This window comes from Pseudomonas sp. Marseille-Q5117, from assembly GCF_946901175.1.
GTDB classification, from domain to species: Bacteria; Pseudomonadota; Gammaproteobacteria; order Pseudomonadales; family Pseudomonadaceae; genus Aquipseudomonas; species Aquipseudomonas iranensis.
Genome location: NZ_CAMPPP010000004.1, coordinates 193561 through 206312, shown reverse-complemented (window position 1 = coordinate 206312; position 12752 = coordinate 193561). Strand labels below are relative to the sequence as shown.

At 60.6% G+C, this 12752-nt stretch carries 10 protein-coding genes; all 10 read right to left on the bottom strand.

The genetic code is table 11. From position 1 onward, the window contains the following. Positions 1 to 92 precede the first annotated feature (92 nt). The 10 genes from OC605_RS09395 to arcA all read right to left on the bottom strand — a co-directional run bounded on the left by OC605_RS09395 (position 93) and on the right by arcA (position 12751). Positions 93 to 305, bottom strand: coding sequence for a cold-shock protein (locus OC605_RS09395; protein ID WP_003227496.1), 213 nt, complete (start codon positions 303 to 305; stop codon positions 93 to 95). Positions 306 to 708: 403 nt separating this feature from the next. Further along, positions 709 to 1833, bottom strand: coding sequence for a glycine cleavage system aminomethyltransferase GcvT (gene gcvT / locus OC605_RS09390; RefSeq protein WP_123443684.1), 1125 nt, complete (start codon positions 1831 to 1833; stop codon positions 709 to 711). Between the two features lie 110 nt (positions 1834 to 1943). Beyond that, the gene (locus OC605_RS09385; RefSeq protein ID WP_016773512.1) at positions 1944 to 3320 is read right to left on the bottom strand and encodes an L-serine ammonia-lyase; all 1377 of its coding nucleotides are present in this window, start codon (positions 3318 to 3320) and stop codon (positions 1944 to 1946) included. 204 nt (positions 3321 to 3524) lie between these two features. Next, positions 3525 to 6377, bottom strand: a complete 2853-nt coding sequence (gene gcvP / locus OC605_RS09380) for an aminomethyl-transferring glycine dehydrogenase (RefSeq protein ID WP_262136746.1) — start codon at positions 6375 to 6377, stop codon at positions 3525 to 3527. An 11-nt stretch (positions 6378 to 6388) separates the two neighbouring features. Next, entirely contained in the window at positions 6389 to 6772 is a 384-nt protein-coding gene (gene gcvH / locus OC605_RS09375) for a glycine cleavage system protein GcvH (RefSeq protein ID WP_016773514.1), read from the bottom strand. 452 nt (positions 6773 to 7224) lie between these two features. Beyond that, positions 7225 to 8733: a sigma-54-dependent transcriptional regulator gene (locus OC605_RS09370; protein WP_073472002.1), complete on the bottom strand. Its 1509-nt coding sequence runs from the start codon at positions 8731 to 8733 to the stop codon at positions 7225 to 7227. Between the two features lie 245 nt (positions 8734 to 8978). Next, on the bottom strand, positions 8979 to 9341 hold the full coding sequence (locus OC605_RS09365) for a DUF5064 family protein (RefSeq protein WP_042607276.1): 363 nt from the start codon (positions 9339 to 9341) through the stop codon (positions 8979 to 8981). A gap of 62 nt (positions 9342 to 9403) precedes the next feature. Next, positions 9404 to 10333, bottom strand: coding sequence for a carbamate kinase (gene arcC / locus OC605_RS09360; RefSeq protein WP_024014075.1), 930 nt, complete (start codon positions 10331 to 10333; stop codon positions 9404 to 9406). An 82-nt stretch (positions 10334 to 10415) separates the two neighbouring features. Continuing rightward, positions 10416 to 11426, bottom strand: a complete 1011-nt coding sequence (locus tag OC605_RS09355; RefSeq protein WP_262136745.1) for an ornithine carbamoyltransferase — start codon at positions 11424 to 11426, stop codon at positions 10416 to 10418. A gap of 68 nt (positions 11427 to 11494) precedes the next feature. Beyond that, a complete protein-coding gene (arcA, locus tag OC605_RS09350; RefSeq protein WP_016773516.1) occupies positions 11495 to 12751 on the bottom strand; it encodes an arginine deiminase in 1257 nt (418 codons plus the stop codon). Position 12752 lies beyond the last annotated feature (1 nt).

Sequence of the window (12752 nt, the reverse complement as noted above, 5' to 3'; positions counted from 1 at the left end):
CCTCAAGGCGTGAATGGAAGCGCCATTTTACGGATTAGCGCGCACAAAAAAGCCCCTGATATCAATATCAGGGGCTTTTTCGTATCAGAAGATCAGGCTTCTGCTTGTACTTCGTCAGCCTGCATGCCTTTCTGGCCTTGCACAGCAACGAAAGTCACTTTCTGGCCTTCTTTCAGGCTTTTGAAGCCGTTGCCCTGAATGGCGCGGAAATGTACGAACAGATCCGGACCGCTTTCTGGAGTGATAAAACCAAAACCTTTCTCGTCGTTAAACCACTTGACGGTACCGCTCTGACGTGTGGACATTTCTTATTTCCTTTGACGCATAAATTGATGACAGCCCCTTTCACATGAAAGAGTACTGGAGCTGGTTGCAAGGAGTAAGAAGACGTCGAGCGGGATGTAGCTAACTTGTAGGCTACTGCCCAGGTCACGATTCCAAGCTGACCCATGCAAACACAGTGGACAAACTCTACGCCAACTATGGGAGAAAAAACAAGCCCTGCGAAGGCCCCGGTTTTACTGCTCTTCATGGCAGTTCGTCAGCAAACTAGTTCAGTCTTGGACGATTGTCTGGTTCTATTTTCAGCAAACGTTATAAGCAACGTTCATATTCGAAACGGATGTTAAAAAACGCACTGTTTTATGGCGATTGCGTTACACATTAGTGCACGTATAACGCAATCGCGTTACTTATAGAAACAGTCGATCAACCGCGATAGTAGCGTTGTGGAACAAATGGCATTTTGCTTACAAGCATTTGCACCTTTTTCCCACGGACGATGGCCCACACGGGTGTATCGAGTGCGACGTAAGCGCTGTCGAGGTAACCCATCGCCAATGGCCCGCCCAAGGTCGGACCAAAGCCACCGCTGCAGACGCTGCCGATGATCTCGCCGGCCTCGTTGACGATTTCTGCGCCTTCACGCACCGGGGTACGCTCCTGTGGCAGCAGGCCGACGCGTTTGCGTGCCACGCCATTTTGTTGCTGCGCGAATATCTGCTCCGCGCCCGGGAAACCCCCGGCCCGTGCGCCATCGGCGCGGCGTGGCTTGGAGATCGCCCACAGGAGGCTGGCTTCGATCGGTGTGGTCTCGGTGTTCATGTCATGGCCGTACAGGCACAGGCCGGCTTCCAGACGCAGCGAGTCGCGGGCGCCAAGGCCGATGGCCTGGACCTCTGGCTCGGCGAGCAGGGCGCGGGCTAGTTTCTCCGCTTCAGCGGCCGGGACGGAGATTTCGAAACCGTCTTCACCGGTGTAGCCCGAACGGCTGACAAAGCAGTCCACGCCCAGCAACGACACACGGTTGAACTGCATGAACGTCATCTTCGCCACGTCCGGCGCAAGACGCGCCAGCACGGTGACGGCTGCCGGACCTTGCAAGGCGAGCAGGGCGCGCTCTTCGAACAGCGCCGTAATGGTGCACTGATCGCCGATGTGTTTTTGCAGATGCGCGAGATCCTGATCCTTGCACGCGGCGTTGACCACCAGGAACAGCTCGTCATTGCCCAGATTGGCCACCATCAGGTCGTCGAGGATGCCGCCGCTTTCGTTGGTGAACATCGCATAACGCTGCATGCCTACCGGCAGGTCGACGATGTCCACCGGCACCAGGGTTTCCAGGGCTTTGGCCGCATTGGCGCCGGTCAGACGAATCTGGCCCATGTGCGAGACGTCGAACAACCCGGCTTGCTCACGGGTGTGCTGGTGTTCTTTCATCACGCCGAGCGGGTATTGCACGGGCATGTCGTAGCCAGCGAACGGCACCATGCGCGCGCCGAGTTCGAGGTGCAGTGCGTGCAGCGGGGTTTTCGAGAGTTGTTCGGTGGACATGCGGGACTCCTTTGAATTTGGGTTGCGGGTGAGAGGCAAGATCAAGGGCCCCTCACCCCAGCCCTCTCCCGGAGGGAGAGGGAGCTGGTTACGTTTGGCTGAGTTCGTAATCAGCATTCGATAATGTTGACCGCCAGGCCGCCGCGGGCGGTTTCCTTGTATTTGCTTTTCATGTCGGCGCCGGTCTGGCGCATGGTGCGAATGACTTTGTCGAGGGAGACGAAATGCTGGCCGTCGCCACGCATGGCCATGCGCACGGCATTGATGGCTTTCACCGAACCCATCGCATTGCGCTCGATGCACGGGACTTGTACCAGGCCGCCGATCGGGTCGCAGGTCAGGCCGAGGTTGTGTTCCATGCCGATTTCCGCGGCGTTCTCGACTTGTTGCACGCTGCCGCCGAGCACTTCGCAGAGAGCGCCGGCCGCCATTGAGCAGGCCACACCGACTTCACCCTGACAACCGACTTCGGCGCCGGAGATCGAAGCGTTTTCCTTGTAAAGAATGCCGATCGCGGCAGCGGTCAGCAGAAAACGCACGACACCGTCGTCATTCGCCCCGGGGATAAAACGCATGTAGTAATGCAGCACCGCCGGAATGATTCCCGCCGCGCCATTGGTGGGCGCAGTAACCACGCGCCCGCCGTTGGCGTTTTCTTCGTTGACCGCCAACGCATAAAGATTGACCCAGTCGAGCACCGACAGCGGATCGCGCAACGCCGATTCCGGGTTCTTGCACAATTGCCGATGCAGCGCCGCCGCCCGGCGTTTGACCTTCAAGCCGCCCGGCAAAATGCCTTCGTTACGACAGCCGGCAGCGACGCAGTCCTGCATCACCTGCCAGATTTTCAGCAGGCCGGCACGGGTTTCCGCTTCCGGGCGCCAGGCGCTTTCATTGGTCAGCATCACCTGACTGATCGACAGGCCATAGGTGGCGCAATGACCGAGCAAATCCTTGGCACTTTTGAACGGAAAGGTCAGCGGCGTGGCGTCTTCGACGATGCGATCGGCACCGGCGGCATCTTCATCGACAACAAAACCACCGCCGACCGAGTAGTACTCGCGACTGCGGATCTGAATCCCCGCTGCGTCGAAGGCGCGAAAGATCATGCCGTTGGGGTGATAGGCCAACGGTTTGCGGATCATCGCCAGATGTTCTTTCTCGTTGAACGCGATGCTGTGTTCACCGAGCAGATTCAGTCGGCCATTGCCGCGAATTTCTTGCAGGCGCGCCGCGACGGTTTCGGTGTCGACAGTGTCCGGGTGTTCGCCTTCGAGGCCGAGCAGCACGGCTTTGTCGCTGCCGTGTCCTTTACCGGTAGCGCCGAGCGAACCGTACAGCTCGACACGGACGCTGGCGGTGCTGGTCAGCAGGTTTTCCCGGCGCAGCCCTTCGGCGAAACGCGCAGCAGCACGCATCGGGCCGACGGTGTGGGAACTGGAGGGACCGATGCCAATCTTGAACAGGTCGAACACGCTTAACGACATGAGTGGTTCTCCGGTTTCTTGTTATAAGGATTGGCGCAGTTTGAGATCGGTGCAGATCCCTTGTGGGAGCGAGCCTGCTAGCGAAAGCGTCGGATCAGCCAACATTTACGCTGGCTGAAATGGCGCCTTCGCGAGCAGGCTCGCTCCCACAGGGGGATCTAGGGTGTTGCTGAAATCGGGGCCGATATTCAGCCCCTCATTCCATTAAGCGTAGCTTTCGATCGACGGGCAGGCGCAGACCAGGTTGCGATCGCCGAAGACGTTGTCGACCCGGCCGACCGGCGGCCAGTATTTGCCTTCGATCAGCGACGCGACCGGGTACACCGCTTGCTCGCGGCTGTACGGGTGGGTCCATTCGCCAACCAGTTCCGCTGCGGTGTGCGGGGCGTTTTTCAATGGGTTGTCTTCCTTGTCCAGCGTGCCGTTTTCCACTGCGCGGATTTCTTCGCGGATGCGGATCATCGCGTCACAGAAGCGGTCCAGTTCTTCCTTGGATTCGCTTTCGGTCGGCTCGATCATCAGCGTGCCGGCGACCGGGAACGACATGGTCGGCGCGTGGAAACCGAAGTCGATCAGGCGTTTGGCGACGTCATCGACGCTGATGCCGCTGCTGTCTTTGAGCGGACGCAGATCGAGGATGCACTCGTGCGCCACCAGGCCGTTGCTGCCGGTGTACAGCACTGGGTAATGCTCTTCGAGGCGACGGGAAATGTAGTTGGCATTGAGGATCGCCAGTTGCGAAGCGCGCTTCAGACCAGCGCCGCCCATCATGCGGATGTACATCCAGGTGATCGGCAGAATGCTTGCGCTGCCGAACGGTGCCGCGCAGACCGCGCCTTCCTTGCGTTCCATCTGGCCGTGGCCGGGCAGGAACGGGGTCAGGTGCGATTTGACGCCGATCGGGCCAACGCCCGGGCCGCCACCGCCGTGCGGGATGCAGAAGGTTTTGTGCAGGTTCAGGTGCGAGACGTCGCCGCCGAACTTGCCCGGTGCGCAGAGGCCGACCATGGCGTTCATGTTGGCGCCGTCGATATACACCTGGCCGCCGTTGTCGTGAATGATCGCGCAGATCTCGCGGATGCCTTCTTCGAACACGCCGTGGGTCGACGGGTAGGTGATCATCAGCGCAGCGAGGTGCTCGCGGTGCTCGATGGCTTTGGCGCGCAGGTCTTCGATGTCGACGTTGCCGCGGGCATCGCACGCGGTGACGACCACGCGCATACCGGCCATTTGCGCGGTGGCCGGGTTGGTGCCGTGGGCCGACGACGGGATCAGGCAGATGTCGCGGCGCTCGTCGCCACGGCTCTGGTGGTAGGCGCGGATCGCCAGGAGACCTGCGTATTCGCCTTGCGAACCAGCGTGCGGTTGCAGCGAGATCGAGTCGTAACCGGTGGCGGCGCAGAGCATCGCTTCCAGCTCATCGGTCAATTGCTGATAACCGGCGCTCTGTGCGGCCGGAGCGAACGGATGCAGCGCACCGAATTCAGCCCAGGTGACCGGGATCATTTCGCTGGCGGCGTTGAGTTTCATGGTGCACGAGCCCAGCGGGATCATGGTGCGATCGAGTGCCAGGTCCTTGTCGGCCAGTTTGCGCAGGTAGCGCATCAGCTCGGTTTCCGAGTGATGACGGTTGAACACCGGGTGGCTGAGGATCGGCGACTGACGAACCAGTGCAGCTGGGATGGTGCTTTGCACCGAGGCGGCGAGGGTGGCGAAGTCCGGCAGGGTCTTGCCGTCGGCGAACAGGCTCCACAGGGTTTCGATATCAGCCTGAGTGGTGGTTTCGTCGACCGACAGGCCCAGACGCTGAGCGTCGATCACACGCAGGTTGATCTGCTGAGCGTGCGCCTTGGCGTGCAGCGCGGCGGTGTGTGCGCCGGTAGCAACGGTCAGGGTGTCGAAGAAGTTTGCCTGCTCGACTTGAGCGCCCAGCGCGGTCAGGCCCTTGGCCAGAATCGCGGTCAGGTGATGCACGCGGTTGGCGATCTGGGTCAGGCCTTTTGGACCGTGGTAGACGGCGTACATGCTGGCGATGTTGGCCAGCAGCACTTGGGCGGTACAGATGTTCGAGGTGGCCTTCTCGCGGCGGATGTGTTGCTCGCGGGTCTGCATCGCCAGACGCAGGGCCGGCTTGCCGAAACGGTCAACCGAGACACCGACCAGACGGCCCGGCATGTCACGCTTGAAGGCATCTTTAGTGGAGAAATAAGCGGCGTGCGGGCCACCGAAGCCCAGCGGCACGCCGAAGCGTTGCGCCGAACCGATGGCGACGTCGGCACCGAATTCGCCCGGTGCCGTCAGCAGCGTCAGGGCCAGCAAATCAGCGGCCACAGCGACCAAAGCGTTGGCGGCGTGGAAGCGCTCGGTCAGCTCGCGGTAGTCGAACACATCACCGTTGCTCGCCGGGTATTGCAGCAGCGCGCCGAAGAACGGCGTGACGTCAGTCAGTTCGCGTTCATCACCCACAACCACGTCAATACCCAGCGGCTCGGCACGGGTGCGCAGCACGTCGAGGGTCTGCGGATGGCTGTGGATCGAGGCGAAGAACTGGTGGCTGCCCTTGTTCTTGCTCAGGCGTTTGCAGAAGGTCATGGCTTCGGCAGCAGCAGTGGCTTCGTCGAGCAAGGAGGCGTTGGCGATCGGCAGGCCGGTAAGGTCGCTGATCATGGTCTGGAAGTTCAGCAGCGCTTCGAGACGGCCCTGGGAAATTTCTGGCTGGTACGGGGTGTAAGCGGTGTACCAGGCCGGGTTTTCCAGCAGGTTGCGAAGGATCGGCGACGGCGTGTGGCAGTTGTAGTAACCCTGGCCGATGTAGGTCTTGAACAGTTGGTTTTTGCCAGCGATGGATTTGATCATCGCCAGGGCGTCGGCCTCGCTGAGGCCGTCGTCCATGCCGAGCACGCTGGTGCCCTTGATGCTTTCCGGGATGACGCTGGCGCTCAGGGCTTCGAGGGAATCGAAGCCGAGGCTGTTGAGCATGGCTTGCTCGTCACCGGCGCGCGGGCCGATGTGACGGGCGATGAATTCGTTGGCGGTGCCGAGATTGATGGCGGTCATGGGGTAATTCCTCAGGCTTCGGCTTGGGCTTTGATCAGGCGGTCGTAAGCGTCCTGATCGAGCAATTTGCCGACAGCGGCGGCGTCGCTTGGCTGGAAGCGGAAGAACCAGCCTTCGCCCAGCGGATCTTCGTTGACCAGCTCAGGAGCGTTTTCCAGCGCCGGGTTGACTTCCAGCACGTCGCCATCGAGCGGCATGTACACGCCGCTGGCGGCTTTCACCGATTCCACGGTGGCGGCTTCAGCGCCTTTTTCGTAAGCCTGCAGCTCAGGCAGTTGCACGAACACCACGTCGCCCAAGGCGTTCTGCGCAAATGCGGTGATGCCGACAGTGACACTGCCGTCGGCTTCAGTGCGCAGCCATTCGTGATCTTCAGTAAAACGCAACTCGCTCATGGAAACTCCTCAGGGGCCAGACTCGTCTGGTGGACGCGGTGGAAAGCTTGGGGCGGGGAAGCCCTTAATAGATGAGGAGGCAGGTAGCAAGAATGCGGCCAAGGTTGATTTATCTATATAAATCAATGGCTTGTATTTTTCAGGTGGGTGTCGGCAGTTTGCACCTGTAGCGAAATCGCTACAGCTTGGGGCGAGGAAAAAAGCTTAATCGGATCAAAGCGTTGCGCAGCGCTGGTCACAGGCGGGTGTAGCGATATCGTTCCGCTGTAGCGCTTTCGGTACAGGTGGAGGTCGTTTTTGAACGGATTTCGAAATACACCATAAAACCCTGTGGGAGCGAGCCTGCTCGCGAATACGGTGTGTCAGGCGCCAGCCATTTTGCTGATAGACCGCTTTCGCGAGCAGGCTCGCTCCCACATGGGGAATTTCCTGCAATAGGGATGCGTGGTGAGTCAGGGTTTATTGGGAATGCCGTATTTGCGCAATCGGTGGGCAATGGCGGTATGCGAGGTTTGCAAGCGGCTCGCCAATTGCCGGGTCGAGGGATAGCTGACGTAGAGCTTCTCGAGCAGCTCTCTTTCGAACGATTCGACCGCTTGCTCGAGGCTGTCGACATCGGTATCGGCCTGGCGCGCCACCGAAGTGCCGGCGATGTCGAGGTCACCGATATCGACCAGGCTGCTCTCGCAGATCGCCGCCGCACGGAAAATCACGTTCTGCAATTGCCGCACGTTGCCCGGCCAGCGATTGCCGAGCAGCGCCGGATAAGTGCCGGGCGCCAGGCGGCAGACCGGGCGCTGGATCTGCGCGCAGGCCTGCTGCATGAAGTAGCGCGCCAGCAGCAGGATGTCCTGACCGCGTTCACGCAGCGGCGGCACTTCGACGTTGAGTACGTTGAGGCGATAGAACAGGTCCTCGCGGAACAGGCCTTCGCTGACCATTTTTTCCAGGTCGCGGTGGGTCGCGCTGAGGATGCGCACGTCGACCTTTACTTCCCGATCACCACCGACGCGGCGGAAGCTGCCGTCGTTGAGAAAACGCAGGAGTTTGGCCTGCAAGTACGGCGACATCTCGCCGATCTCATCGAGGAACACCGTGCCCTGATTGGCCAGCTCCATCAGCCCCGGTTTACCGCCACGCGCCGCGCCAGTGAAGGCGCCGGGGGCGTAGCCGAACAGTTCGCTTTCGGCGAGGTTTTCCGGCAGCGCTGCACAATTCAACGCCAGAAAAGGAGCACTGTGCCGAGCACTGATCGCGTGACAGGCTCGGGCCACCAATTCTTTGCCGGTGCCGGTTTCGCCTTGAATCAACAACGGTGCATCAAGGGCGGCGACCCTTTGCGCGCGGGCCTTGAGTGTGCGGATCGCCGGGGATTCGCCGAGCAGCGCGTCGAAGCCTTCGGCGTGATCGTGATGCAACGCCGAGAGCTGTTCGCCGATGCGGTTCGGTTGATACAGGGTCAGCAGGGCGCCGGCGTCGGTGATCGGCGTGGCGTCGAGCAGCAGGGTCTGGCCATTTACAGTGATTTCGCGCAACGGCAGGCGAAAGCCGTTTTCCAGCAGGGTATCGAGCAGGCCGGGATCATTGAACAGCGCCGAGACGCTTTCGCCGGCCGGTTCGCGACCGTACAGGGCAATCAGCGCCGGGTTGGCCAGCAGCACCTTGCCGGCGCTGTCGAGGGCCAGCACCGGGTCGGTCATCGCCGCGAGCAGAGCATCGAGCTGCAAGTGCCGGCGCTGGCCGGGCAGGATATCGACTACGGTCACCGCTTCCACGCCGAGCACGCGAAACAGCGCGTCTTTGAGTTCTTCGAGCACTTGCGGGCTGAGGGTCGGCGCGTCGATGTAGACGTTCGGCGGGATCATTTCCACCGCATCCAGATTGAGATTGCGCCCACCGAGGATAGCCAGGACTTCCTGGGTGATGCCGACGCGGTCGATGAAGCTGACGTGGATACGCATGGGGCGGTTCAGTGATCTGCAGAGCGGAGGGGGGCAAGTATGCCTTAAATCAAAAGCCCCCTCACCCCAGCCCTCTCCCGGAGGGAGAGGGAGCCGACCGAGGTGTCTGGGGTTATGCATCGACCTGAAAGTACCGGGCGATTATGGATTCAGTGATGCAGGATCAGGTCGACGCAATGCTGCAGCATCCCCCAATCAGTTCCCTCTCCCTCCGGGAGAGGGCTAGGGTGAGGGGCTTTTGATTTTTATTCGAAATGCTCGAGGTTCACCGGATCCCCCGACTGCATATTCAACTTCTGCCGAATGTCTTCAAACATCAAATCGTAATGCTTGTGCACCGAGCCGATCTGGCTGTGGGTCTTGGGGATTCCGTACTTCTCGGCGATCCGCGTGACATCGCGGGCGAAGTTGTAGGCTTCTTCCTTGGGCAGGAAAAACGTCTCCTTCATGTCCTTGCCCTGCATGCTGCCGTGCAGGGTGAACTGAATCCCTTTGCCTTTCTGCGGATCGGTGAACACTTCATAGTCCAGATGCACGTTGTAATTGACGTCATCGTCGGTCAGCGCGTGCCGCTCGATGTGCAGGTGACCGGGTTCGAACTGGGCCATTGAGCTACTCCTTTCAAGGCATGGGAGCGGGGCAGGTGTTGAATCTGCCCCGGTGTTTATTGTTATCGGTAGCTGATCCCCGGCTTCGCCGTGCTGACCCGCGTACCGGCGGTGCCCTGGACGATGGCTTCGATATCGGCCAGCGAACCGATCACCGCGACCTTGCCAGTATGGCGCGCGAATTCGCAGGCTGCCTGCACCTTCGGCCCCATTGAGCCGGCGGCGAAGCCGAGGCGTTCGAGTTCGTCCGGATGGGCTTCGGCGATGGCTTTCTGCGTCGGCTTGCCGTAATCGATGAACGCTGCGTTGACGTCAGTGGCGATCACCAGCAGGTCGGCTTCCAGTTGCTCGGCAAGCAACGACGAACACAGATCCTTGTCGATCACCGCCTCGATGCCCTTGAGGTTACGCTGCTCGTCGTACATGGTCGGAATCCCGCCGCCACCGGCGCAAATGACGATGCTGCCCTTGTCCAGCAGCCACTTGATCGGACGGATTTCGAAGATGCGTTTCGGCCGTGGACTGGCTACGACGCGGCGGAATTTGTCGCCATCCGGGGCAATCGCCCAGCCTTTCTCGGCGGCGAGTTTTTCCGCTTCGGCTTTCTCGTAAACCGGGCCGATCGGTTTGGTCGGGTTCTTGAAGGCCGGGTCGTTGGCGTCGACTTCGACCTGGGTCAGCAGGGTGGCGAACGGCACTTCGAAGTCGAGCAGATTGCCCAGTTCCTGTTCGATGATGTAGCCGATCATGCCTTCGGTTTCAGCGCCGAGCACGTCCAGCGGGTAAGGGGTGACAGAGGTGTAGGCCGCCGCTTGCAGCGACAGCAGACCGACTTGCGGGCCATTGCCGTGGGCGATGACCAGTTGGTTGCCGGGATGGATCTTGGCGATTTGCTCGGTGGCGATGCGGATGTTGGCGCGCTGGTTGTCAGCGGTCATCGGCTCACCACGGCGGAGCAGGGCGTTACCGCCCAGGGCTACGACGATACGCATGGTGCAATCCTTCTAAGCAGAGGAATGGCAAACGATTCGATCTCCCTGTCGGAACCGATATCCCTGTGGGAGCGCTGTGGCGTCAGAGATCAGCCAGGGTCGAAACCAGAATCGCCTTGATCGTGTGCATGCGGTTTTCCGCTTGCTCGAAGGCGATGCAGTCTGGCGACTCGAACACGTCGTCGGTCACTTCGATGCCGTTTTTCAGGTGCGGATATTGTTCGGCGATCTGTTTGCCGACCTTGGTGTCGCTGTTGTGGAACGCCGGCAGGCAGTGCATGAACTTGGTACGCGGGTTGCCGGTGGCTTTCATCAGGTCGGCGTTGACCTGATACGGGAGCAGTTGCTGGATACGCTCGGCCCAGGCTTCCACCGGTTCACCCATCGATACCCAGACATCGGTGTGAATGAAGTCGACGCCTTTGACCGCTTCTTTCGGATCTTCGGTGAGGGTGATGCGTGCGCCGCTTTCCTCACCGTATTTTTTGCAGCGCGCGACCAGATCGTCCAGCGGCCACAGCGCTTTCGGCGCGCAGATGCGCACGTCCATGCCCAGTTTGGCGCCGATCAGCAGCAGCGAGTTGCCCATGTTGTTTCGCGCGTCGCCCAAGTAGGCGTAGCTGATTTCGTGGATCGGCTTGTCAGCGTGTTCACGCATGGTCAGCACGTCGGCGATCATCTGGGTCGGGTGATATTCATCGGTCAGGCCGTTGAACACCGGCACGCCGGCGAACTTGGCCAGCTCTTCGACGATTTCCTGTTTGAAGCCACGGTACTCGATGGCGTCGTACATGCGCCCGAGCACGCGGGCGGTGTCCTTCATGCTTTCCTTGTGGCCGATTTGCGAGGAGTTCGGGTCGATGTAAGTGACGTTGGCGCCTTGGTCATAGGCCGCCACTTCGAAGGCGCAACGGGTGCGGGTCGAGGTCTTTTCGAAGATCAGGGCGATGTTGTTGCCCTTCAGATGCTGTTGCTCGGTGCCGGTGTACTTCGCGCGTTTCAGATCGCGGGACAGGTCGAGCAGGTAACGCAGCTCACGTGGGGTGTGGTGTTCCAGACTGAGCAGGTTACGGTTATGAATGTTAAACGCCATGATGATTCTCCTTGGATTCGGTAATCGGCCCGGCCGCTACGGGATGGGTGCGGCCGGGGGACGGTCGTTTAGTAATCGATCGGGTCGCGGATGATCGGGCAGGTCATGCAGTGGCCGCCGCCACGGCCCCGGCCGAGTTCGCCGGCGCTGATGGTGATGACCTCCACGCCAGCCTTGCGCAGCAGGGTGTTGGTGTAGGTGTTGCGGTCGTAGCCGATGACCACGCCCGGTTCCATCGCGACCACGTTGTTGCCGTCGTCCCATTGCTCGCGTTCGGCGGCGAAGCTGTTGCCGCCGGTTTCCACCACGCGCAGTTTCGGCAGGTTGAGCGCCGCAGCGACGGTGTCGAGGAAGCTGCCTTCTTCGCGGCGGATGTCGATGCCGCCCTGTTTGCTTTCGTCAGGGCGCAGGGTGAAGGCGACGATCTGGTTGACCACTTCCGGGAAGATCGTCACCAGGTCGCGGTCGCAGAAGCTGAACACGGTGTCCAGGTGCATTGCCGCGCGGGACTTCGGCAGGCCGGCGACGATGACCTTTTCCACCGCTTTGTTGTTGAACAGGTTCAGCGCCAATTGGCCGATGGCCTGACGCGATGAACGCTCGCCCATGCCGATCAGCACCACGCCGTTGCCGATCGGCATGACGTCGCCACCCTCAAGCGTTGAGTTGCCGTGGTCCTTGTCCGGGTCGCCATACCAGATCTCGAATTCGGCGTTGGTGAATTGCGGATGGAATTTGTAGATAGCGGTGGTCAGCAGGGTTTCCTGACGGCGCGCCGGCCAGTACATCGGGTTCAGCGTCACGCCCCCGTAGATCCAGCACGTGGTGTCACGGGTGAACTGGGTGTTGGGCAGCGGCGGCAGGATGAAGCTGGAGTGGCCGAGGAAATCGCGGAACATCTGGATGGTCTTGCCACCGAAGCTGTCCGGCAGATCATCGGCCGACACGCCGCCAATCAGGAATTCGGCGATGTGGCGTGGCTCGAGGCTTTTCAGCCAGGATTTCACTTCGCTGATCAGGCCCAGGCCCACCGAGTCGGCGGTCACCTTGCGCTCAAGAATCCAGTCCAGCGCTTCGGGAATGGCGACGATGTCGGTCAGTAGGTTGTGCATTTCCACCACGTCGATGCCGCGCTCGCGCATCTTGGTGACGAAGTCGAAGTGGTCGCGCTTGGCCTGCGCCACCCACAGCACGTCATCGAACAGCAGTTCATCGCAGTTGTTCGGGGTCAGCCGCTGATGGGCCAGACCTGGGGAGCAAACCATGACTTTACGCAGTTTCCCGGCTTCGGAGTGGACGCCGTACTTCACTTTTTCCGTGGTCATT